The organism is Paracoccus bogoriensis (assembly GCF_019431455.1).
GTDB lineage: Bacteria > Pseudomonadota > Alphaproteobacteria > Rhodobacterales > Rhodobacteraceae > Paracoccus > Paracoccus bogoriensis.
Window position 1 is genome coordinate 51209 of the sequence record NZ_JAHYSR010000015.1, and the last position, 21056, is coordinate 72264.

A 21056-nucleotide genomic window follows, 5' to 3' on the forward strand; every position below is an offset into this window, starting at 1 on the left:
CTGGCAGATTCGACAAGGGTGGCGGCGGGCGCGATCAGGGGCGGAGACGACGCCGCAGCCAGCGCAGGGGTGCGGTCACGCGATAGGAGTTCGAGCGGTAGAAACGGTCAAGTTCTGCCCGGGCCGCGTCGCGATCGCGAATGGCCTGATCGGCGCGGGCGATGATGGCGTCTTTTTCCTGAATCTTTGCCCTGGCCTCAGCCTCGGCCTCTTCGATCCGCGCGACAAGGGCGATGTTCTGGCGGGCCATCGCCTCAAGCTCCTCGCGCCCCGAGGCGCAGCGGGCCTCCAGCAGGGCGATGGTGTCGGCATCGCGGCGGCGGGCGGCGGCATTGTCGGCGGCGTGGCCGCGCACGGTTTCAAGGTCCAGCGGATCAGTCGGGGCCACGGGTGCAAGGGCGCTTCTCTCGGCCATCAGAGCCTGTTCAAGCGCGCCAAGAGCCGGGTCGCGGTCGATCAGGTGACGCGCCAGCAGGATCAGCAGCGCGTCGGGCAAGGCCGGGGCGGGCAGGGGCAAGGGCTGCGGCACGGGCTGAATCCCCAGCCCCAGCAGGGCGGCCAACGCCTGCGGATGAGCCAGCGCCTCTTGCGCGATCAGCAGATGCGTGTTCGCGCGGTCGGCCCGGCGGTCGGTCAGCGCGGCCTCGGCGCTTGCGATCAGGGTGGGCAGGGCGGTCTGCACCGGCGTCCGGGCCAGCAAGGCGGCCAGCGTCACGACCGGCTGGCCGATGAGCACAAGACGCAGCCCCTCTGGCCAGGCGGATTGCGACAGCGCCAGGCGCAACGTCTCGGTCGCGGGGCTGTCATCGGCGCAGATCACGCTTGACGAGGGGGCGGGTGTGACGGGGATGGGCGATGGCACGGGCGCGGCAACCTTTGCTGGCGCGGCCAGAGGCGCGCGGGTGTGGGTGGTCGGTCAGGCTTAGCAAAGACGAATGCCTTGCGACAAGACGTTGCCGCCCTCAGGCAAGCGCCCGCGGCTCTGGTCCTGGCGAAGCGGCGGCGATATGGTCGGCGCGGCCTTCATCGGGGCCGGGCTCAGGGGGCAGCGGGGATGCGCGGCAGGATCAGGGTTTTTGTCTCGGGTCGCCACAAGGCGCGGATGCCGGTCAGCTATGGCGCGCTGGCGCCGCTGTTTGCCGACCGGATCGCCGTGGTGGACCGGCCCGATCAAGCGGATCTTTACCTTTTCGCGCATGTGCTGGACGTGGCCGAGGCGCCCTTGGCCGTGGTCGAGGATTGGCGCGCGCGGCGGGTGCCGGTCGTGCTGTTGTCCGAAGAGCCGTTCTGGGATACGATCTGGAACCGTCGCCCGATTGCGCCGCACCGGGTGGTGGACGGTCTGCACGGCGCGTTGCCGGTGGTGCAGATCAATCACCAGACCAGCGATGTCTTCCGGTTCGACCAGATCCCCTATTACCTGCTGACCCATCACCGTTTCGCCTCGACCTATGCCGCGCGCTTTGCCCGCAATGCACGGCTGTCGGCATCGGGCCTGCGCGCGCGCCTGGAGGCCGCGCCCTGCGATCTGTGCTTTCTGTTCGAGCGCCGCCCCGAGCCGCATCACAACGCAAGCTGGCCCGAGGCGGGGCTGTTCGGTCTCTGCGCCTGGCGGACGGCCTTGGCCGAGGCCTGCACGACCGGCCGTGTCGAGCGTCTGGGTGCAAGCTGGCAGGGCGGCACGCGCCGACAGGCGCTGACGAACTGGTATGCCGACAAGATGGCGCGGCTGGACGGGCGCGCGCGGATCATGGGCGCGATCGAGAACACGCATCAGCCCGATTACCTGACCGAAAAGCTGTTCGATGCGCTGGCGAACCTGTCGCTGCCGCTTTACTGGGCGCAGCCCGGCCATCGGCTGTCGGAATTCGGCCTGCCCGAGGGCTCTTGGGTCAATCTGGTCGGGATGGACCCGGCCGAGGCGGCGCAGCATGTGGCTGATCTGATCCTCACGCCCTTCAGCGACGAGCGGATCGAGGCGCTGCGCGAGGCGCAGGCGATTCTGGCTGCCCGGCTGGGTCGCCCCGAGCCGTGGCTGGCCGAACGTGCGCGCCTTGCTCATGCGCTGCCCCGTGCTCTGGAGGCAGTGCTGGAGGCGCCGCGTTCAGCCGATGCCGAGGCGCTCGAGCAGCGGGCCGCGCCTGGCGCGTAGGTTTTCACGCAGGGCAGGGGATGTGTGGTCCAGCCAGAAGCGCGAGGCGCAGGCGCGCAGAGCGGGGCGGTCTGCGGGTGGCAGATGCGCCTGGATCCAGTCGGCCAGTCCCCAGACAAAGGTGTTGAAGGCCTCGGCCAGGGCGGGCCTGGCGCCAAGGGCGATCTCGGTCGCAAGCGCATCCAGAACCGGGAACAGGCGCAGCCTTTCGGCGGTGTGGCGGTTGGTCAGGCGGTTGCCGCTGGGGCGCACGACGTGCACGACGCCGATCCGGTCGCTGGCCAGAATCCGGTCGGCCAGCAGAAAGCTGCGCCAATGCAATTCGACATCGTTATGCACCATCAGCGGCGTGCAGCCGATGCCCTTGTCGCGCAGAAAGGCGGTGCGGTAGATCTTGTTCCACGGGTAATTCGCCGTCTGCGCCAGCAGCGCGGCCTGCGTCTCCGAGACAGGGTTCAGCGCGCCATGCGACAGCCCCGCCTGCCGCCACAACCTGTCGTCGAAGGGGCGCTGCCCCCAGAGCCTTTCCTGATCGCCGCGCGTGTCGTGATGCTGGAAGATGCAGAAATCCGCGCAGTGACCCGCAGGGTCGTGGGCCAGATCGCGCATCAGATGCGCCAGATCGGGAAGCGCCATGTCATCGGCGTCCAGAAAGATCACATGCGGCGCCGTGACCAGCGTCAGACCCAGATTGCGTGCTGCCCCCGCGCCCACAGGGAATGAATTGCGCAGGATGCGCAGCCAGCCAGGCGGCATGGCCCGCGCTTCGGCTCCGGCGTCGTGCAGCAGCGCCGTGCTGCATAGAGGCGGGCTTGAGGCGTCGTCGATCACCACCACCTCGGCCACCGGACCCAACCGGGCCAGCGCCCCCAGCAGCGGGGCCAGCGTCGCCGCGTCGTTGTGGCAGGGGATGACGGCGGCCAGGGCCAAGGGGGCGGCTGCGCTCATGCGGTCAGGATCGCCAGGTCGTGCAGGTGCAACTCTACCGCCCGGCAGGGCAGGAACAGCACCAGTTCCCGCCAGGGGGCCTGAACTGGCAGGGCGTTCTGGCTGGGCAGGTGGATCAGGTCGTGATGGGTCGCGGCCTCGTCATGGGCCAGCCAGTGCCGCGGCAGGAAATGGTCGAGAAAGCCGCCCCCTGGCAGGCCCGAGCGCAGGCAGGCACGGATCAGCACCTCGTCGGGGGCGACGGCGCGGGCGGCAAGACCCAGAAAGCGCAGCCCCGCAAGGTCGGGCAGGTCCAGCGTCAGATGCAGCCCCGTCCAGGCACCGCTTGCTGCGGGTCGCAGCACCAGTTCCAGCAACCGCCCCGAGGGCGAACGCCAGTTGCCCGCCATCTGCAGGTCCGGATCGACATGCAACGCCAGGCCCTTGCAGAACGCAGTATGCTTGCCGTGGATCGCACCTTGGGCAGGATTATCCAGAAAGGCGCGGAAGGCCGTGGGATAGGCCAGGCTCATGCGGCGTTCCTGTTGATCGGGACGGGCAGCGGGTCGAGGCCGGCAAGGTCGCGGAACAGCGCCTCGTAGCGGCGGGCCTGGGTCATGAAGGACAGCATCTCCTCGGCATGGGCACGGCAATCGCGGGCCATGCGCTGTGCCGTCTGCGGCTCCATCGACAAAAGCGCGGCCATGGCGCGGGTCAGCCCCTCGACATCGCCCACCGGGGCGGTCTGGCCGGTCTTGCCGTCGATCACCAGGTCGGGGATGGCGCCGGTGCGGAAGCCCGCCACCGGCACCCCGCAAGAGATCGCCTCGGCGGTGGTGTTGGAAAAGGTTTCCTCAAGCGAGGGCACCACGACCAGATCCGCGCAGGCATAGGCGCGGGCCAGGGTTTCGTTGTCGTGAATATAGCCTAGCGCCTTGCGCTCGAACGGGATCGATTCGGTGGCCGGGGTGCTGTTGCCCACCAGCATGACAAAGGGCGCGGGGCCGGAATGGCGGCGGGCCAGGCGTTTCATCGCCTCGGCGATCTCGCGGTAGCCCTTGACCTCGCTGGAGAACGAAGGGACGTAGCCGATGATGGGCCGGTCCTGCGGCAGGCCGAATTCGGCGCGGCAGGCGGCGCGGTCCTGCGGGCGGAAGATGTCGGTCTCGATCGAATTGGGGATCAGTTCGATTCGGCAATCGCGGAAGAACGGCGCCCGGCGCAGGATATCCTGCGTGTGCCGCGACAGTGCCACCAGCGTCAGGTTGGCGAAGTCGTAGCCGCTGCGCTTCATCGCCAGCACCGAGGCGGGATAATCGCCATGGCCATCCGCGATCTGCGGACAGGCGGCGCAGTCGCGTGTCCAGCCCTCGCAGCCGTGGAAATAATGGCAGTCGCCGGTCAGGGGCTGCATGTCGCGCACGGTCATCACCACCGGCTTGCCGCTGCGTGTCAGCGCCGCGACATTGCCCGCCGACAGAAAGCGCGCGTGCCAGTGCAGGTTGATGATGTCATAGGGCTGGACCATCCGCAGCAATTCGGCATTGGTGATGTGGTCGTCATTGACGGAAAAGATCGTTACCCCCTGGCGCGGGGGCCGTTGCAGGCGGTCCCATTGGCGGAATTCGCCCGAGGGATGGGGCACGACCGTCACATCGGGCTGGGCGCCTTCGTCGGGAACCTTGGCAAAGAGGCGCGGCCTGACCGAGGTCTGGCGCAGCCCGCGATGCAGCCGGTAGGCCGCATAGCCCGCCCCCTGCCGCGTGCTGGAGGAGAACAGCGCCACCTTCAGCGCGGGCGGCGCGGTCAGCCGGTCGATCAGGGCGGTCAGCCCGTCGATCCGCGCCTGCGGCGAAAAGCGCGCCAGCCGGTCCAGCGCGTAATCGCGGTTGTCGGCAAAGGCGCTGCCGTCGCGCCACAGCTCGATCATGGCGCGGGCCAGCGCATCGGCATCGCCATGCGGCACGATCCGGGCAAAGCGGGTCTCGGCGCCGATCACCTCGGGCAGGCCGCCCGCATCGGTGGTGATGACCGGCAGCCCGGCCACGATGGCCTCAAGCGGCGCCACGCCGAAGGTTTCGGATTTCGGAGAAGGCCCCGCGCTGTAGGTCGAGGGATGCACGAACAGGTCGAAGCCCGCGTAGAAATCGGGCCGGGCCGAGAAATCGACGAAGGGCTCCAGCGTGACATGCGCCTCTAGCCCCAGCCGGGCGATCTGCGCCGTCAGGGCGGGCTTTTCGTGGTCGCCCATGCCATAGACGATGGTGAGATGGGCGTCCGCAGTGGCCTCGGCCCGGAACCGGGCGAAGGCGTCGATCAGAACGGCATGGCCCTTCCAGTCGATCAGCCGCCCCACGGCCAGCAGCCGTAGCGTCCGGTCGCGGCGGTAGAAGCCGCCGGTCTTGCGGTGCCGGAAGAAGCGGTCGTTCACGCTGTTGGGCAGCAGGTGGATGCGGTCCTCGGGGATGCCGCGCGCGATCATCTGCCCGCGCAGGTAATCCGACACGGCGGTGAAGGCCGCGTCGGGGCGTTGTGCAAGGACGTTCAGCACATGCTCGGTGTAATCGGGCTTGTCGCCCAGCATGAATACGTCGATGCCGTGGCACATGGCGATGGTGGGGATCGTGTGGCCCAGGCCGCGGATACGCTCGGCCCATTTCCATTCGTTCAGCGCGAAATGCCCGATCACCACATCGGGGCGCAGCCGGTCGAGGATGTGGCGATAGATCAGTCGCGCGACGGGTTCGGGATGGTCGGCCCAGTGGACCTGGATCGCCTTGGCGAAGGGACGTTCCTCGGTCAGTTTCGCGTGCTCGAACAGGACGAAGTTGTCGGTATCGGGCAGCGCGTCGAGCTGCGTGACCAGATCGTGGATGAAGGTTTCCGAAGGGGCCGAAAACACCGTGACAAAATGCAGGATGGTCCGGCGCGCACCCTGTTTGCGGCGTTCGAGGATCGCGTCGATCCGGGCCAGATGCTCGGCCAGGGTGCCGCCCTTGGTCTCGACCTGGAGGCAGCCTGCGCCGAGGCCCAGCAGGTCGGCCAGCCGGACCAGATCGCGCAGGACCGGGCCTGTCGCCTCGCTGCGCGAGACGCGGAAATTCGCGCGGTGGCTCAGGCAATAGGCCACATAGGCGGCCAGTGCCCGGATCAGCGCCGGATCGCCCAGATGGCGCGCCGCCACATCGGCCAGCGCCGCGGCGCGGGTCTTGTTGAAGCGGAACAGGTAGATCGCCTCGGCCTCGGCCGGGGTCAGCGCGGGAAACACTTTCAGAACTGAGGCCGAGGCCTCGCGAATCATGGTGGCGCGGTGGCCGGGCGTTGTTCCCGAAGAAAGTCCACCGGTTGTAAAGTGGAACAGGGGCTCCGCCAGCACGGCAAAGGTCTCGTTTCGCAGAAACGCGCGGCGAATCCACATTACATCGCTGACGATCCTGTGTTGCTCATCATAAGGGCCGTTGCGATCATAGATCTCGCGCGGGACCAGAAAGGACGCGTGGTTCAAGTTGAGGTTGCCGAAAAGAACTCCTTCGTTGATCGGCAACGCCCTCATGTGGGTCTCGTCGTTGAAGAAGTCGGTGCATATGATCGCGCCCGGGTAAACATGTGATTCGGCCACCGTCTTTTCGATGAAGTCCGGCGCGTAGAAATCGTCCGAGTTCAGCAGGCAGATGAAATCGCCCCGCGCCGCGGCGATCCCCTTGTTCATCGCGCTGTAGATGCCGCCATCGGGTTCCGAAACAACATAGGCCAGGTGGTCGGCATTCGCGCGCAGGATGTCCAGGGTGGCCGTGTCGCTGCCGCCGTCGATGATGATGTGCTCGACATGGGGCCAGGTCTGGGCACGCACGGAATCGATGCAGCGTTGCAGCGTGTCGGGGTTGTTGAACAGGGCCGTCACAACCGTCACCAGCGGTCCCTTGGCCGGATCGTGCGGCGGGCGCATCGGGTCGAGGCGGGTGCCCATCTCAAGCCAGCGGGCGCCGGTCACGTCGGGCAGGCGGTCGAACAGCCCCGCCCGAAAGCCCGAGGCCAGTCCGTAGAACCAGCGATCCGGCGCCAGCGCGCCCGCCGGGTCGCTGACGGGCGCGGGGCCTTGCAGTGCCGCCAGCCGGGCGCGCAGCCGGTCCAGCGGGCTGCGGCTGCGGTCATCGGCGCGCGGGTCGGGCGGGGTGCTGGTCATGTAGGGTAATCCGTTCTGGGCTGCGGGGCGGGATTGGCGCCCCTTCCATAGGCGGGTTTGCGCGGGTTGGGCAAGGTCGCAACCTTGAGCCATGGCAATACGCGCGGGATTGTGCTTGAAGTTCGGCCAGGCAGGCCAGAGGCACGATCCGACATGCAGAACCAGACGACCCCAGCCGCATCTGATCCGATGCCCGACCCGTTGCCCCACCTGATGCGGGCCGAGGCCGAGGGCTTGGCCATTGCCTGCGCTTTGGACGGGGTGTCGCCCGATGATCTGGCCGCTCCCGGTGTGCGGCCGGTCGCTCTGGCCGATCTGCTGGCCGGGACCGGACCGGGGGTGATCCTGCTGCATCCCCCGGCGGTCGCGCTGGCGCGGGCTTTGGGCGAGTCTGCGCCCGAGGCTGCGCTGGCTGGCTGGGTCAAGGCCACGCGCGCCCTGCTGGCGGCCTATCGTCCCCGGCGCGCGCAGCTGACGCTGTTGGATGTGGCGCGGATCGGCGATGCCGTGGTGGCCGCGTATCTTGGATTGCCCTTGCGACGGTTGCCCTTGCGGATGCCGCACGTGCCCGCGGCGGCGCTGCTGGCGGCGGGGCGGCTGATCGAGGCCGATGCCGGGGCGCGCGCGCTGGCTCACGAACTGGAAGCCGCGATGATCGCGGCCCCTGCGCCCGATCCGGCCTGGCTGGCCGCGCAGACCTGCGCCATGATCGAAGAACTGACCCTGCTGCGCGCGTTGAACGCGGCGCAGGACGCCGAGATCGAGCGCCTTGGCCGCGCGCGGCTTGCCGATGAATTGGCCCGGCGCGACGCCCCGCCCCCCAAGCCTGCCGTCGATCCCGCCCAATCGAAGGCGCTTGCGCAGCGCGTGGCCGAACTGGAGGGTAAGCTGGCAGAGGCTTCCCGGTCGCGCACGACGCCTGTCGTCGATCCCGCGCGGCTGGAGGCGCTTGCGCAGCGTGTGACCGAACTGGAGCATGAATTGGCGGCGGTTTACCGGTCTCGGTCCTGGCGGATCACGGCGCCTCTGCGCAACGCGCGGCGCGCTCTGGGGTTCTGAGCGAGGGCAGAGCCGGATCCTGCATGTCGGCAGGCCCTTCCCGGGCGGGCCCATGCAGAGCGCGGCGGGCCTTGACCCGCCGCGCCACTCTTTCGATTAGCGCATCTCAGCCGATGGCCGCGGCGCGGACCTCGTCGTCGATCGCATCCAGATATTGTGCAAAATTGTCGCAGAACATCTGCACCAGTTTTCTGGCCTGTGCATCATAGGCCGTCGGATCGGCCCAGGTCTGGCGGGGGTCCAGCAGCCGATCCTCGACGCCCGGCACGCTGACGGGCACCTCGAAGCCGAAATTCGGATCCTTGCGGAACTGAGCGCCGTTCAGGCTGCCGTCCAGCGCCGCCGCCAGCAAGGCCCGGGTCGCGGCAATCGGCATACGCTTGCCGGTGCCGAAGGCGCCGCCGGTCCAGCCGGTGTTCACCAGCCAGCACGAGGCGCCGTGCCGGGCGATCTTCTGTTGCAAGAGCCGGCCATAGACCTCGGGGCGGCGCGGCATGAAAGGCGCGCCGAAGCAGGTCGAGAAGGTCGGCACAGGCTCGGTCACGCCGACTTCGGTGCCCGGCGTCTTGGAGGTGAAGCCCGACAGGAAGTGATACATCGCCTGCGCCGGGGTCAGCCGCGCGATGGGCGGCAGGACGCCGTAAGCGTCGCAGGTCAGCATGATGACGTTCTTCGGATGCCCGCCGATGCTGGTCGCAGAGGCGTTCGAGATCGCCTCCAGCGGGTAGGCGCAGCGCATGTTGTCGGTGATCGAGTTGTCCTCGAAATCCAGCTCCAGCGTGTCGGGGTCAAAGACCATGTTCTCGATCACGGTGCCGAAGCGCGAGGTGGTGGCGTAGATTTCCGGCTCGGCCTTGGGCGAGAGGTTGATCGTCTTGGCGTAGCAGCCGCCCTCGAAGTTGAAGATGCCATTGTCCGACCAGCCGTGTTCGTCATCGCCGATCAGCACGCGCGAGGGATCGGCCGACAGCGTCGTCTTGCCGGTTCCCGAGAGGCCGAAGAACACGGCGCTGTCATCGGGGTTGCCTGGCGCGTGGTTCGCGCTGCAATGCATCGGCATGATACCCTTTTCGGGCAGCAGGTAGTTCAGCAGGGTGAAGACCGATTTCTTGTTCTCGCCGGCATAGGCGGTGTTGGCGATCAGGATCAGCTTCTTGTCGAAGTTCAGCGCGATCACGGTTTCCGAGCGGCAGCCGTGGCGGGCAGGGTCGGCCTTGAAGCCGGGGCAGTTGATGATCGTGAAATCGGGCGTGAAGGTCGCCAGTTCCGACGCCTCGGGGCGGCGCAGCAGGTGCCGGATGAACAGACCGTGCCAGGCCAGTTCGGTCACGACGCGCACGTCCAGCCGGTTTTCGGGATCGGCGCCGCCGTAGAGATCCTGCACGAAATAGTCGCGGCCCTTCATGTGGGCCAGCATGTCGGCATGAAGCAGATCGAATGCCTCGGGGGACATCGGCTTGTTGTTGTCCCACCAGATGGTGTTTTCCACCGAGGGCGTGCGGACGACGAACTTGTCCTTGGGCGAGCGGCCCGTGTGGCTTCCCGTCGAGACGAGGAAGGCGCCGCCGAGGCCCAAACGACCCTCGCCGCGCGAGATGGCCTCGGTGATCAGGGCGGGTTCCAGCAGGTTGTAATAGACCTGGCCCAGCCCCTCGATGCCTTGATCCTCAAGCCGGCAATTGGGGTTCACGCGCGTCGTCATGTTCTCGGGGCTCCGTGGCTGTGAAGTGGACCGCGACGTTTCGCGGTGCCGCAAGGCGGCTATAACACGGGGCGAAATCGAGGAAACAAGTCAGCGCAAACGGTTAGCGCCAACATCGAATGTTATCGCCAACGGAAGGGAATCTGACGGACATTCGCGCGGAATTAACCAATCACGGGCATGTTGGACAGGGAGGTGATTCGCATGATCCAGCTTCACGCAAGCACTGTCGCGCTGAATGGCCGGGGGCTGATCATCCTGGGCCCTTCCGGTTCGGGCAAGTCCAGCCTGGCGCTGGACCTGATGGCGGCGGGGGCGGTGCTGGTGGCCGATGACCGCACCGATCTGCGCGTCGAAGAGGGGCGGCTGGTGGCCTCGGCGCCCGCAGGCGTGGCTGGCCGGATCGAGGCGCGGGGCATCGGCATTCTGGCCGCCGAAACCGCGCCGGCCGCGCTGATGATGGCCTGCGATCTGGGCCTGGCCGAGGATATGCGCCTGCCGAAATGGCGGCATGTGGAATGGCTGGGAATGCGGCTGCCTCTTGTGTTGGGGCCATATCGGCCGCATCTTCATGCTGCGCTGCGGCAGATGCTGCTGGCAGGGCGGCTGGAATAAGGGGCGCTGCTCGCGAAGGGGTATGCCATGACAGACGCCACAGAGACCGAGACCGGGACGCAGAGGTTGGTTCTGGTGACGGGACCGTCCGGGGCCGGGCGGTCCACCGCGATCAACGTGCTGGAGGATCTGGGCTTCGAGGCGATCGACAATCTGCCGCTGTCGCTGATCCCGCGGCTGCTGGACGGCCCGGCGCGGCCCACGCCGCTGGCGCTTGGGCTGGATGTGCGTAACCGCGACTTTTCGGCCTCGAATGTGATCGAACTGATCGATCGGCTGACCCGTGCCCCGGGTTTCCTGCCCGAAGTCCTGTATCTGGATTGCGACGCCGACGTGCTGGTGCGCCGCTACAACGAGACGCGTCGTCGTCATCCCCTGTCGCCCGACCGCGCCCCCCTTGCGGGCGTCATGGCCGAGATCGACCTGCTGGCGCCGATCCGGGCGCGCGCCGACGTGCTGGTCGATACCAGCGACCTGTCGCCCCACGACCTGCGCGCCGAACTGGCGCGCTGGTTCGACATGAGCGCGTCGTCACGGCTCAGCGTGTCGCTGCATTCCTTCAGCTACAAGCGCGGGGTGCCGCGCGGTCTGGACCTGATGTTCGACTGCCGCTTCCTGGCCAACCCGCACTGGCAGGCTGATCTGCGGCCGCTGACGGGGCTGGACCCGCGCGTTCAGGCCCATGTCGAGGCCGATCCCCGATTCGCGGAATTCTTCGAGCGGACGCGCGATCTTGTGTGTTTCCTGCTTCCCGCCCATATGGAAGAGGGCAAATCGCATCTTTCCGTGGGCTTCGGATGCACCGGCGGGCAACACCGTTCCGTCACTTTGGTCGAAAAGATGGCCGTTGCGCTTGCAGAGACGGGGTGGCCGGTGTCAATAAGGCACAGGGAACTTGAGCGGCGGATCAACGCTGTGCCCCTTGAAGGCGATGCGGCGCTCAAAGCCGAGGCAGGACCGGACAAGAGGCGGGCATGACGATGCCGCAGTCAGGACGTGGTGGAACGCGTTGATAGGAATTGTGATCGTAGCGCATGGAGGACTGGCCCGGGAATATCTCTCGGCGGTCGAACATGTCGTCGGACCCCAGGCCGGGATAGCTGCCGTCGCGATCGAGGATGATCACGACCGTGCGGCCAAGACGGCCGAAATCAAGGCCGCCGCGAACGCGGTTGATCAGGGCGAAGGCGTCGTCGTGGTAACGGACCTGTTCGGGGGTTCACCCTCGAACCTTTCTCTTCCGGCCTGCGCGATGCGGGACCGCGCAATCCTTTACGGCGCGAACCTGCCGATGCTGGTCAAGCTGGCCAAGTCGCGCCACCTGCCGGTGTCCGACGCCGTGGCCTTTGCCAAGGAGGCCGGGCGAAAATACATCAATTCCTATCATGTTCCCCCCGAGGTGGATTCCAACCTGGGGCGGCTTGCGCGATGAGCGATGTGATCACGCGTCAGCTGACCATCGTCAACGTCAAGGGGCTTCATGCCCGCGCCAGCGCCAAGTTCGTCGATGTGGTCGAAGGCTACGACGCCCGGGCCCTGGTCTCCAAGGATGGAATGGAGGTTTCGGGCGATTCCATCATGGGACTGCTGATGCTGACGGCGACGCGTGGCAGCACTATCACGGTCACCACAAGCGGCCCCGAGGCCGCGGCGCTGGCCGACGCGCTGGAGGCGCTGGTGGGGGACTGTTTCGGCGAAGGCATGTAGTGGCCGAACGCCGTTCCTATCATCACGGCAATCTGCGCCAGGCGCTGGTCGAGGCGACCGCCGCGCTGATCGAGGAACAGGGGCCGCAGGCCTTTACCCTGACCGAGGCCGCGCGCCGGGCGGGCGTGTCCGCCGCCGCCCCCTATCGCCATTTCAAGGGCCGCGAGGATTTGCTGGAAGAGGTCGCGCGGCAGGGCTTTGTCGAATTTGCCGGACGGTTGGAGGCCGCGTTCGATGGGGGCCGCCCGCGCGCGCTCACTGCCTTTCTTCGGATGGGGCAGGCTTATCTGGATTTTGCCCGCGACCGGCCCGGCTATTATATGGCGATGTTCGAATCCGGCCTGTCCATCGCCGGCAATGCCGATCTGGCCGCCGCCTCCGAACGCGCGCAGCGCGTGCTGGTCGAGGGTGCCAGGGCCCTGGCCGAGCGCCTGCCCGAGGATCGCCGTCCCCCACCCCGGATGGTCGCGAACCATATCTGGGCCCTGAGCCATGGCGTCGTCGAGCTGTTCGGCCGTGGTAAGCCCGGCAGCCGCAGTCCGGTTTCGCCTTCCGAGATGCTGGAAAGTGGCGTGATCGTCTATCTGCGTGGGCTGGGCCTGATCCCCGAGTGATTATTCCCCTTGATGCCCTTGACGCGATGGATATGGGCTTCCATCTATGTGAATGTAATTAACATTAACATCGGAGATGAAAGATGAGCATGGGCACACAGGCGTTGCCTCCGGTTCCTGGAGGGACGCGCCTTTCCGACGTTCTTCGGCGGGGGCGAGACTGGCTGGACGGGCATGGCCGCAAGGCATGGATCGCCGCCATGATCCTGGGCTTCATCGCCTTCTGGCCGATCGGCTTGGCCTTCCTGTTCTACATGATCTGGAGCAATCGCATGTTCGGATGCAGCAAGCGCAGTCACGCACCCCGCTATCACGCCCCCGCCACCGGCAATTCGGCCTTTGACGCCTATCGCGAGCAGACGCTGAAGCGGCTGGAGGACGAGCATCGCGAATTCATGGACTTTCTTGAAAAGCTGCGCGAGGCCAAGGACAAGGCCGAGTTCGACCAGTTCATGGAAAGGCGCAATGCCAAGGCCGATGCCTGACAATCGTCACGGGGCCGGATCGCCGGCCCCGCGCCAAGGTGCCTAGCGCGTCGGAACCGGGGTGTCGCCCCGATAGTCGTAGAAGCCGCGGCCGGTCTTGCGGCCCAGCCATCCGGCCTCGACATATTTCGTCAGCAGGGGGCAGGGGCGGTATTTCGTATCGGCAAAACCGTCATGCAGAACGTTCATGATGGCAAGACATGTGTCCAGCCCGATGAAATCGGCCAGTTCCAGCGGCCCCATCGGGTGATTGGTCCCCAGCTTCATCGCCAGGTCGATGGACTGGACCGACCCGACCCCTTCGTAAAGCGTATAGACGGCCTCGTTGATCATCGGCATCAGGATGCGATTCACAATGAAGGCGGGGAAATCCTCGGCCGTGGCGGGGGTCTTGCCCAGGCGTTCGACGACCTCCAGCAGGGTCTGATAGGTCGCGTCGTCCGTGGCAATCCCGCGGATCAGCTCGACCAGCTGCATGACCGGCACCGGGTTCATGAAGTGGAAGCCCATGAATTTCTCGGGGCGGTCGGTGCGGCTGGCCAGGCGCGTGATCGAGATCGACGATGTGTTCGAGGTCAGGATCGTATCGGGTTTCAGATGCGGCACAAGGTCGGCGAAGATGGCCTGCTTGACCGTCTCGCGCTCGGTTGCTGCCTCGATCACCAGGTCGGATTGGCCCAGATCGGAAAGCTGCGTGGTGGTGCGGATCCGGGCCAGCGCGGCGTCCTTGTCGGCGGCCGAGATCTTCTCGCGGCTTACCTGCCGGTCGAGATTGCGCTCGATCAGCGCCATGGCCTTGTCCAGCGCTTCTGCACTGATATCGGTCAGCAGCACATCATAGCCCGCCTGGGCGAAGACATGGGCAATGCCGTTGCCCATCTGGCCCGCTCCGATCACCCCAACCGTCTGAATCGTCATGGATGCCCCCCTTGCAGTGACGCGCAGACGATAGGAGGCGTGCTGCGATGCCGCAATGCAAAAACCGCCCCCGTGGCGCAAGGTTGCGTCGCGGAGGCGGCGTTCTGCGGGTGCCTGCGGGGGCGCCCGGTCGAATCGGCTGACCCGGTCAGAGCTTTTCGATCAGCTCCGGGACGGCGCTGAACAGATCGCCCACAAGACCGTAATCGGCGACCTGGAAGATCGGTGCCTCTTCGTCCTTGTTGATGGCGACGATGACCTTGCTGTCCTTCATGCCCGCAAGATGCTGGATCGCGCCCGAGATGCCCACCGCGACGTAAAGTTCGGGGGCGACGACCTTGCCGGTCTGGCCGACCTGCCAGTCATTCGGCGCATAGCCCGAATCGACGGCGGCGCGGCTGGCGCCGACGGCCGCGCCCAGCTTGTCGGCCAACGCCTCGATCATGGCGAATTGCTCCTTGGAGCCAAGTGCACGGCCGCCCGAGACGACGCGCTTGGCCGAGGTCAGTTCCGGCCGGTCGCTTTGCGCCACTTCGTCCGACAGCCATTTCGACAGCGCCGGATCATCAGCCAGCGCCGCGTCCGAGACAGGGGCGGGGGCACCTTCGCCGGCGGCGTCGAAGCTGGCGGTGCGGATCGTCATGACCTTGACGCGGTCGCCCGATTTCACCGTCTGAATCGCGTTGCCGGCATAGACCGGGCGTTCAAACGTGTCTGCGTCGATCACCGCCGAGACATCCGAGATGACCATGACATCCAGCAGCGCCGCGACGCGGGGCATGATGTTCTTGGCATCGGTCGTGGCCGGAGCCGCGACATGGCTGTATTCGCCCGCAAGCCCGGCCAGCAGCGCCGCGGTCGGTTCGGCCAGACGGTGGCCATAGCGCGCATCCTCGGCGACCAGCACGCGGCTGACGCCCGCGATGGTGGCGGCCGCATCGGCCGCGCCGCGCGCCGAGGCGCCCGCGCAGAGAACCGTCACATCGCCAAGGGCCTTGACCGCGTTCACGGCCTTGGCCGTCGCGTCGCGGTTCAATTCGCCATTCGTGACCTCGGCCAGAAGAAGAACAGCCATCACACCACCCCCGCTTCCTTCAGTTTCGACACCAGCTCATCGACCGAGCCGACCTTGATCCCGGCCTTGCGGCCCTCGGGTTCGCGCGTGCTGACCACGGTCAGCCGCGGGGTCGTGTCCACGCCGTAATCGGCAGCAGTCTTTTCCTCGAGTGGTTTCTTCTTGGCCTTCATGATGTTGGGAAGGCTGGCATAGCGCGGCTCGTTCAGGCGCAGGTCGGCGGTGACGATGGCCGGCAGCTTGACCTCGATCGTCTGCAGGCCGCCATCGACCTCGCGCGTGACATGGGCGACATCGCCCGCGATCTCCAGCTTGCTGGCAAAGGTCGCCTGACCCCAGCCCAGCAGCGCGGCCAGCATCTGACCCGTCGCGTTCATGTCGTTGTCGATGGCCTGCTTGCCTGCGATTACCAGACGCGGCTGTTCGGCCTCGATCACCGCCTTGAGAATCTTGGCGACGGCCAGCGGCTCGATGTCCTGGTGCACGTCATCGGCGGCGACGATCAGGATGGCGCGGTCCGCGCCCATGGCCAGCGCCGTGCGCAGCGTTTCGGCGGCCTGCTTGACGCCGATCGAGACGGCGACGATCTCCGAGGCCGCGCCCTTTTCCTTGAGCCGGATCGCTTCTTCGACCGCGATCTCGTCGAAGGGGTTCATCGACATCTTCACGTTCGTCAGATCGACACCGGAACCGTCCGCCTTCACGCGGGCCTTCACGTTGTAGTCGATCACGCGCTTGACTGGCACGAGAACCTTCATCGGCCTCTCTCCCTTGGTTGCGTCATCTGTCGAACAGGAAGGTAGAGGCGGAAATCGCCCAATGACAGGGCAAAAATGACGCAAGACGCAGCGTTTGCGACCGGCGCCGGGCCGGTCGCGGCGCTAACGGCTGGCGCCCGGCACCCAGAGGATGTCACCCCGCCCGTTGTCGTTGGCCACGCGCGAGGCGACGAACAGCCAGTCCGACAGACGGTTCAGATAGCGGATCGCCGCGCCGTTCACATCGCCGCGCGCCAGCAATTCGGTGGCGCGCCGCTCCGCGCGGCGCGCGACGGTGCGGGCCAGGTGCAGATGCGCGGCCAAAGGCGATCCTCCGGGCAGGATGAAGCTGCGCAAGGGTTCCAGATGCGCGTTCATGGCGTCGATCTCGGTTTCCAGGCGCGTCACCTGCGCGTCGATGATCCGCAGCACGGGATAGCCCGCCTGATCGTCTGCCGCCATGTTCGGCCGCGACAGGTCCGCGCCCAGATCGAAGAGGTCGTTCTGGATCACCGCGATCCGCTGCGCCATCTCGCCCGTCGCGTGCTGGCGGCAGAGGCCGAGCGTGGCGTTCAGTTCGTCCACGGTGCCATAGGCCTCGACGCGGGGGTCGTGCTTGGCCACGCGGCTGCCGTCGGAGAGGGCGGTTTCGCCCTGATCGCCGGTGCGCGTATAGATACGGTTCAGGACGACCATCAGCGCGCCCTCCACCACACGAAGAGCAGCATGATCGCGATGGCCGCCGCCTGCGCGTAAAGGCGCCAGCGCATCATGCGGTTGCCGTGCTTGCGGTTGAACTCTCCGCCTCTGGCGAAGCCGCCGATGCCGGTGAGCAAAATGGCCATGACCACACCGATCGAGATGATGGTCACGAGAAACAGGGGTTTGTCTGCCATGGGGACCGCCTTTCGGGGGTCAACCTAGTTCCGCCGCGCGAGCCAGTCCAGAGCGCGGGTCGGCAGAACGCGCCTTGCCAGCCCCGAAATCCGCGTCGGGGCCGTGACATAATAGCGCGGCGCGGGGTTGCGCGCAGTCAGCGCGGTCAGGATCCGGTCGCTGACGGCCGAGGCGGGCAGCTCGAATCGGTCCCGGCCGGGTGGGCCATAGAGTCGGTTCAGCAGGCTGGCGCGATACTGGTCGGCGCGGGGGCTGGACTGCCAGTCCACCCATCGCTCGAAATGCGGAATGGCGTTTTGGCGGATGCGGCTGGTGATGGGCCCGGGCTCGATCAGGATGACGCGGACCGGGGTGCCGTGCATTTCCAGCCGCAACACATCGGTCAGCCCTTCCAGCGCGAATTTCGTTGCGACATAGGCGCCCCGCCAAGGGATGCCCACAAGACCCAGGACCGAACTGATGTTCACGATCCGCCCGCCGCGCTGGCGGAAATGCGGGATCAGGCGGCGGGTCAGGTCATGGGTGCCGAACAGGTTCACCTCGAAGATGGCGCGCAGCGCGCCGCGCGGCATGTCCTCGACCGCGCCGGGCAGGGCGAAGGCCGCGTTGTTGACCAGCGCGTCCAGCGGCCCTTCGGCAAGGGCGGCCTGGGCGCAGGCGGCAACGCTGTCCTCGCAGGCCAGATCGAGGGGCAGACACTCCATCCCCTCGGCCTTTCGGGCGGCGATGTCCTCGGGGCGGCGGCAGGTGGCGACGACCTGCCAGCCCTCGGCCCTCAGTCGGCGCGCGGCATCCAGCCCGATCCCGGACGAGCAGCCGGTGATCAGCACCCGGCCGGGCTGCCTCATTGCGGTTGGTCGCTGACGAATTGCGCCGAGACATAGCCTGTCTGGCCGCCCGGCGCGCGGACGTTGACCCAGCCGTCCTGTTCGGGGGCCAGAGGCTCCAACCGCGTGCCGCCGTCAAGGCCTGTGACCACACTCGCGGCAGTATCGGGCGCGGCGCGCATGTTCAGGCGGTTGGCCGTCACCCACAGCGCAGGGCCGTCTGGCGCGGCGGGGGCAGGCGTTTCGGTCTGGGGATCGCGGCCCGCGAATTCGGGCGAACGCTCCAGCGCAGGGCCGGGGAAGCGCGGTGCCCGTTCGGGCGTCTGCTCTGGCTGGGGCAGGGGCTCGGCTGCCTGCTCCGGCATGTCCGGCATGGCTGCGGCCTCGGGCAGAGCAACGGGCTCGGGCAGTCTGACCGCAACGGGCTGGGACAGGATGCGTTCGGCGCGCAGGTTCTCGCCACCAAGGATCATCAACGCGGCGTAGATCCCCGCAATCGTTGCCAGAAGCAGAAAGGACAATCTGAACATCACCGGCGCGTTCCCCGTCGTCTCGGCGATCCTAGCCGCCTTGTTGTTCAACGCCAAGCCGACGCTCCTGTTCCGCGCCCGAGCCTCGGCACTTTTCGATCTGGACCGTTGCCGCGCCTCGCCCTATCCAAGGGCGCATGTCAGACGATCCGATTGCCGATCCCGCCGAAGGTGCCGACAAGGGCACGATGTCAGAGCCGCTCAGCCGAGCCATCGGCGAGCGTTATCTGACCTATGCGCTGTCCACGATCATGCACCGCGCGCTGCCCGATGCCCGCGACGGGCTGAAGCCGGTGCATCGCCGCATCCTCTATGCGATGCGCGAACTGAGGCTGGCGTCGAACGGGGCGTTTCGCAAATCGGCCAAGATCACCGGCGACGTGATGGGCAATTACCATCCCCATGGCGATGCGGCGATCTATGACGCGATGGCGCGTCTGGCGCAGGACTTTGCCATGCGCTACCCGCTGGTGGACGGCCAGGGGAACTTCGGCAATATCGACGGCGACAACCCCGCCGCCGCCCGATACACCGAGGCCCGCCTGGCCGCTGCGGCCGAGGCGCTGATGGACGGGCTGGCCGAGGATGCGGTCGATTACCGCCCCAATTACGATGGCACGCTGACCGAGCCGGTCGTCCTGCCGTCGGCCTTTCCGAACCTGCTGGCCAATGGCGCCTCGGGGATCGCGGTGGGGATGGCGACGAACATCCCGCCCCATAACCTGCACGAGGTCGTGGATGCCTGCCTGCATCTGATCAAGTCGCCCGATGCGCGCGATGATACGCTGGCCGCACTGATCAAGGGCCCCGATTTCCCGACCGGCGGCGTTCTGGTCGAGACCGCCGAAAGCATGGCCGAGACCTATCGCACCGGCCGCGGTGCCTTCCGTCTGCGCGCCCGCTGGTCGGTCGAGGATCTGGGCCGGGGCCAGTGGCAGATCGTTGTCACCGAGATCCCCTATCAGGTGCAGAAATCCAAGCTGATCGAACGGCTGGCCGAATTGATCCAGACCCGCAAGATCCCGATCCTGGCCGATATCCGCGACGAATCCGCCGAGGATGTCCGCATCGTGCTGGAGCCGAAATCCCGCAGCGTCGATCCCGACCAGCTGATGGGCGCGCTGTTCAAGACCAGCGACTTGGAAATCCGCTTCAACCTGAACATGAATGTCCTGATCGACGGCCGGGTGCCCAAGGTCTGTTCCCTCAAGGAGGTTCTGCGCGCCTTTCTGGACCATCGCCGCGAAGTGCTGGTCCGGCGCTCGAATTTCCGGCTGGGCAAGATCGCGGCCCGGCTCGAGGTGCTGGAAGGTTATCTGGTCGCCTATCTGAACCTGGACCGCGTGATCGAGATCATCCGCAACGAGGATGACCCCAAGGCCGTCATGATGGCCGAATTCGCGCTGAGCGAGACCCAGGTCGAGGCGATCCTGAACATGCGTCTGCGTGCGCTGCGCAAGCTCGAAGAGATCGAACTGCGCGCCGAACGCGACGCCCTGCTTGAGGAACGCACCGCGCTGGAGACCATGCTGGCCGACGAAGGCGCGCAATGGGCGCGTATCGCAGAGGAACTGAAGAACGTGCGCGATGCTTTCGGCAAGTCCCGTCCCGAGGGCCAGCGCCGCACCACCATCGCAGAGGCCACCGAGACGCCCGAGATCGACCTTGATTCGATGATCGAACGCGAGCCTTTGACCGTGATCCTGTCCCGGATGGGCTGGATCCGCGCGATGAAGGGCCACCAGCCGCTGGACGCCGAAGTCAAGTTCAAGGATGGCGATGGTCCGGGCTTCGCGCTTCATGCCGAAACGACCGACAAGCTGATGATCTTCGCCTCGAACGGGCGGTTCTACACGCTTCCGGCCGCGAACCTGCCCGGCGGGCGCGGCATGGGCGAACCCTTGCGCCTGATGATCGACCTGCCGAACGAAGCCGAGATCGTCGCCGTTTTCCCCTGGCGCGAGGGCGGGCGTTATCTTGTAGCCTCGAAAGCCGGGGACGGCTTTATCGTGGGCGCTTCGGACATCCTGGCGCAGACGCGCGCAGGCAAGCAGGTTCTGAACGGCGACGCGCTGCTGTGCCGCCCGGTGCAGGGCGATCACGTCGCGGTCATCGGCGACAACCGCAGGCTGCTGGTCTTTCCGCTGGACGAATTGCCCGAGATGGCGCGCGGCAAGGGCGTGCGGCTGCTCAAGTTCAAGGATGGCGGGCTGTCGGATGCGGTCTGCCTGACCTTGGCCGAGGGCCTGTCCTGGCCCATGGGCGGCGGCAAGACGCGGCACGAACCCGACCTGACCGAATGGTTGGGCAAGCGCGCCACCGCGGGCCGCATGGCACCGCGTGGCTTTCCCCGAGACAACCGCTTCGCGTGATCTTTCGTCACGGCCGCGCGGCGCGGCCACAATCTCATCGGGGCGTTGCGCCAGGGGCGCAACCTGCCCTTGATTTTTCCACGGTCCCCTTATAGATCGCAGCGCACGTCAAATCCGGGGCCATCTCAGCCATGCCCCGTGGTATCCAGGAGGCCCAGATGGCAAAGGCAAAGTTTGAACGGACGAAACCGCACGTCAACATTGGCACGATCGGTCACGTTGACCACGGCAAGAC

At 66.8% G+C, this 21056-nt stretch carries 21 protein-coding genes; 9 read left to right on the forward strand and 12 right to left on the reverse strand.

Annotated features, from left to right (window positions below):
* Window positions 1-34: 34 nt before the first annotated feature.
* The gene (locus KY389_RS09070; protein ID WP_219830600.1) at window positions 35-862 is read right to left on the reverse strand and encodes a hypothetical protein; all 828 of its coding nucleotides are present in this window, start codon (window positions 860-862) and stop codon (window positions 35-37) included.
* Window positions 863-1054: 192 nt separating this feature from the next.
* Between KY389_RS09070 and KY389_RS09075 the strand changes: the two genes are divergently transcribed.
* Window positions 1055-2152 (forward strand): glycosyltransferase family 10 domain-containing protein, encoded by a 1098-nt coding sequence (locus KY389_RS09075; protein ID WP_219830601.1) that lies wholly within the window; start codon window positions 1055-1057, stop codon window positions 2150-2152.
* On the opposite strand, the gene KY389_RS09080 is transcribed toward KY389_RS09075, so the two are convergent.
* The 3 genes from KY389_RS09080 to KY389_RS09090 are packed head-to-tail and all read right to left on the reverse strand — an operon-like array spanning window position 2105 to window position 7262.
* Window positions 2105-3100, reverse strand: coding sequence for a glycosyltransferase family 2 protein (locus tag KY389_RS09080; RefSeq protein WP_219830602.1), 996 nt, complete (start codon window positions 3098-3100; stop codon window positions 2105-2107). The genes KY389_RS09075 and KY389_RS09080 overlap by 48 nt on opposite strands.
* Entirely contained in the window at window positions 3097-3612 is a 516-nt protein-coding gene (locus KY389_RS09085) for a hypothetical protein (protein WP_219830603.1), read from the reverse strand. The genes KY389_RS09080 and KY389_RS09085 overlap by 4 nt, the downstream gene beginning before the upstream one ends.
* A complete protein-coding gene (locus tag KY389_RS09090) occupies window positions 3609-7262 on the reverse strand; it encodes a glycosyltransferase (RefSeq protein ID WP_219830604.1) in 3654 nt (1217 codons plus the stop codon). Before KY389_RS09090 ends, KY389_RS09085 begins: the two co-directional genes overlap by 4 nt.
* A 153-nt stretch (window positions 7263-7415) precedes the next feature.
* Between KY389_RS09090 and KY389_RS09095 the strand changes: the two genes are divergently transcribed.
* Window positions 7416-8321 (forward strand): hypothetical protein, encoded by a 906-nt coding sequence (locus tag KY389_RS09095; protein WP_219830605.1) that lies wholly within the window; start codon window positions 7416-7418, stop codon window positions 8319-8321.
* A gap of 106 nt (window positions 8322-8427) precedes the next feature.
* On the opposite strand, the gene KY389_RS09100 is transcribed toward KY389_RS09095, so the two are convergent.
* Window positions 8428-10023 (reverse strand): phosphoenolpyruvate carboxykinase, encoded by a 1596-nt coding sequence (locus KY389_RS09100; RefSeq protein ID WP_219830606.1) that lies wholly within the window; start codon window positions 10021-10023, stop codon window positions 8428-8430.
* A gap of 204 nt (window positions 10024-10227) precedes the next feature.
* Here KY389_RS09100 and KY389_RS09105 point away from each other — a divergent pair, with 204 nt between their 5' ends.
* The 6 genes from KY389_RS09105 to KY389_RS09130 all read left to right on the forward strand — a co-directional run bounded on the left by KY389_RS09105 (window position 10228) and on the right by KY389_RS09130 (window position 13444).
* Window positions 10228-10638 carry an HPr kinase/phosphorylase gene (locus tag KY389_RS09105; RefSeq protein ID WP_219830607.1) on the forward strand — a complete coding sequence of 137 codons (411 nt, stop codon included), beginning with the start codon at window positions 10228-10230 and terminating at the stop codon, window positions 10636-10638.
* 27 nt (window positions 10639-10665) lie between these two features.
* Window positions 10666-11616, forward strand: a complete 951-nt coding sequence (gene rapZ, locus KY389_RS09110; RefSeq protein WP_219830608.1) for an RNase adapter RapZ — start codon at window positions 10666-10668, stop codon at window positions 11614-11616.
* Window positions 11617-11647: 31 nt separating this feature from the next.
* On the forward strand, window positions 11648-12070 hold the full coding sequence (locus KY389_RS09115; RefSeq protein ID WP_219830609.1) for a PTS sugar transporter subunit IIA: 423 nt from the start codon (window positions 11648-11650) through the stop codon (window positions 12068-12070).
* Window positions 12067-12345 carry an HPr family phosphocarrier protein gene (locus tag KY389_RS09120; protein ID WP_219830610.1) on the forward strand — a complete coding sequence of 93 codons (279 nt, stop codon included), beginning with the start codon at window positions 12067-12069 and terminating at the stop codon, window positions 12343-12345. The genes KY389_RS09115 and KY389_RS09120 overlap by 4 nt, the downstream gene beginning before the upstream one ends.
* Window positions 12345-12959 carry a TetR/AcrR family transcriptional regulator gene (locus tag KY389_RS09125; protein WP_219830611.1) on the forward strand — a complete coding sequence of 205 codons (615 nt, stop codon included), beginning with the start codon at window positions 12345-12347 and terminating at the stop codon, window positions 12957-12959. Before KY389_RS09120 ends, KY389_RS09125 begins: the two co-directional genes overlap by 1 nt.
* A gap of 89 nt (window positions 12960-13048) precedes the next feature.
* Entirely contained in the window at window positions 13049-13444 is a 396-nt protein-coding gene (locus KY389_RS09130) for a DUF2852 domain-containing protein (protein WP_425517173.1), read from the forward strand.
* A gap of 42 nt (window positions 13445-13486) precedes the next feature.
* Here KY389_RS09130 and KY389_RS09135 read toward each other — a convergent pair whose 3' ends face one another.
* From KY389_RS09135 to KY389_RS09165, 7 genes are all read right to left on the reverse strand, one after another.
* Entirely contained in the window at window positions 13487-14362 is an 876-nt protein-coding gene (locus KY389_RS09135) for a 3-hydroxybutyryl-CoA dehydrogenase (RefSeq protein ID WP_219830613.1), read from the reverse strand.
* Window positions 14363-14510: 148 nt separating this feature from the next.
* The gene (locus KY389_RS09140) at window positions 14511-15437 is read right to left on the reverse strand and encodes an electron transfer flavoprotein subunit alpha/FixB family protein (protein WP_219830614.1); all 927 of its coding nucleotides are present in this window, start codon (window positions 15435-15437) and stop codon (window positions 14511-14513) included.
* Complete coding sequence (locus KY389_RS09145) at window positions 15437-16195, reverse strand: electron transfer flavoprotein subunit beta/FixA family protein (protein WP_219830615.1); 759 nt, start codon at window positions 16193-16195, stop codon at window positions 15437-15439. Before KY389_RS09145 ends, KY389_RS09140 begins: the two co-directional genes overlap by 1 nt.
* 123 nt (window positions 16196-16318) lie before the next feature.
* The gene (locus KY389_RS09150; RefSeq protein WP_219830616.1) at window positions 16319-16891 is read right to left on the reverse strand and encodes a cob(I)yrinic acid a,c-diamide adenosyltransferase; all 573 of its coding nucleotides are present in this window, start codon (window positions 16889-16891) and stop codon (window positions 16319-16321) included.
* The gene (locus tag KY389_RS09155) at window positions 16891-17091 is read right to left on the reverse strand and encodes a twin transmembrane helix small protein (protein WP_219830617.1); all 201 of its coding nucleotides are present in this window, start codon (window positions 17089-17091) and stop codon (window positions 16891-16893) included. Before KY389_RS09155 ends, KY389_RS09150 begins: the two co-directional genes overlap by 1 nt.
* Window positions 17092-17115: 24 nt before the next feature.
* Window positions 17116-17940: an SDR family NAD(P)-dependent oxidoreductase gene (locus tag KY389_RS09160; protein WP_219830618.1), complete on the reverse strand. Its 825-nt coding sequence runs from the start codon at window positions 17938-17940 to the stop codon at window positions 17116-17118.
* A complete protein-coding gene (locus tag KY389_RS09165; RefSeq protein WP_219830619.1) occupies window positions 17937-18506 on the reverse strand; it encodes an SH3 domain-containing protein in 570 nt (189 codons plus the stop codon). The genes KY389_RS09160 and KY389_RS09165 overlap by 4 nt, the downstream gene beginning before the upstream one ends.
* Before the next feature lie 80 nt (window positions 18507-18586).
* Here KY389_RS09165 and parC point away from each other — a divergent pair, with 80 nt between their 5' ends.
* Complete coding sequence (parC, locus tag KY389_RS09170; RefSeq protein WP_219830620.1) at window positions 18587-20821, forward strand: DNA topoisomerase IV subunit A; 2235 nt, start codon at window positions 18587-18589, stop codon at window positions 20819-20821.
* The last annotated feature ends 235 nt before the right edge of the window (window positions 20822-21056 follow it).

Excerpts from the sequence above, each read along its gene's own strand:
- KY389_RS09075 (WP_219830601.1), top strand. The coding sequence starts at position 1,055 with ATGCGCGGCAGGATCAGGGTTTTTGTCTCGGGTCGCCACAAGGCGCGG.
- KY389_RS09080 (WP_219830602.1), bottom strand. The coding sequence starts at position 3,100 with ATGAGCGCAGCCGCCCCCTTGGCCCTGGCCGCCGTCATCCCCTGCCAC.
- KY389_RS09085 (WP_219830603.1), bottom strand. The coding sequence starts at position 3,612 with ATGAGCCTGGCCTATCCCACGGCCTTCCGCGCCTTTCTGGATAATCCT.
- KY389_RS09090 (WP_219830604.1), bottom strand. The coding sequence starts at position 7,262 with ATGACCAGCACCCCGCCCGACCCGCGCGCCGATGACCGCAGCCGCAGC.
- KY389_RS09095 (WP_219830605.1), top strand. The coding sequence starts at position 7,416 with ATGCAGAACCAGACGACCCCAGCCGCATCTGATCCGATGCCCGACCCG.
- KY389_RS09100 (WP_219830606.1), bottom strand. The coding sequence starts at position 10,023 with ATGACGACGCGCGTGAACCCCAATTGCCGGCTTGAGGATCAAGGCATC.
- KY389_RS09105 (WP_219830607.1), top strand. The coding sequence starts at position 10,228 with ATGATCCAGCTTCACGCAAGCACTGTCGCGCTGAATGGCCGGGGGCTG.
- rapZ (WP_219830608.1), top strand. The coding sequence starts at position 10,666 with ATGACAGACGCCACAGAGACCGAGACCGGGACGCAGAGGTTGGTTCTG.
- KY389_RS09120 (WP_219830610.1), top strand. The coding sequence starts at position 12,067 with ATGAGCGATGTGATCACGCGTCAGCTGACCATCGTCAACGTCAAGGGG.
- KY389_RS09130 (WP_425517173.1), top strand. The coding sequence starts at position 13,049 with ATGGGCACACAGGCGTTGCCTCCGGTTCCTGGAGGGACGCGCCTTTCC.
- KY389_RS09135 (WP_219830613.1), bottom strand. The coding sequence starts at position 14,362 with ATGACGATTCAGACGGTTGGGGTGATCGGAGCGGGCCAGATGGGCAAC.
- KY389_RS09140 (WP_219830614.1), bottom strand. The coding sequence starts at position 15,437 with ATGGCTGTTCTTCTTCTGGCCGAGGTCACGAATGGCGAATTGAACCGC.
- KY389_RS09145 (WP_219830615.1), bottom strand. The coding sequence starts at position 16,195 with ATGAAGGTTCTCGTGCCAGTCAAGCGCGTGATCGACTACAACGTGAAG.
- KY389_RS09150 (WP_219830616.1), bottom strand. The coding sequence starts at position 16,891 with ATGGTCGTCCTGAACCGTATCTATACGCGCACCGGCGATCAGGGCGAA.
- KY389_RS09155 (WP_219830617.1), bottom strand. The coding sequence starts at position 17,091 with ATGGCAGACAAACCCCTGTTTCTCGTGACCATCATCTCGATCGGTGTG.
- KY389_RS09160 (WP_219830618.1), bottom strand. The coding sequence starts at position 17,940 with ATGAGGCAGCCCGGCCGGGTGCTGATCACCGGCTGCTCGTCCGGGATC.
- parC (WP_219830620.1), top strand. The coding sequence starts at position 18,587 with ATGTCAGACGATCCGATTGCCGATCCCGCCGAAGGTGCCGACAAGGGC.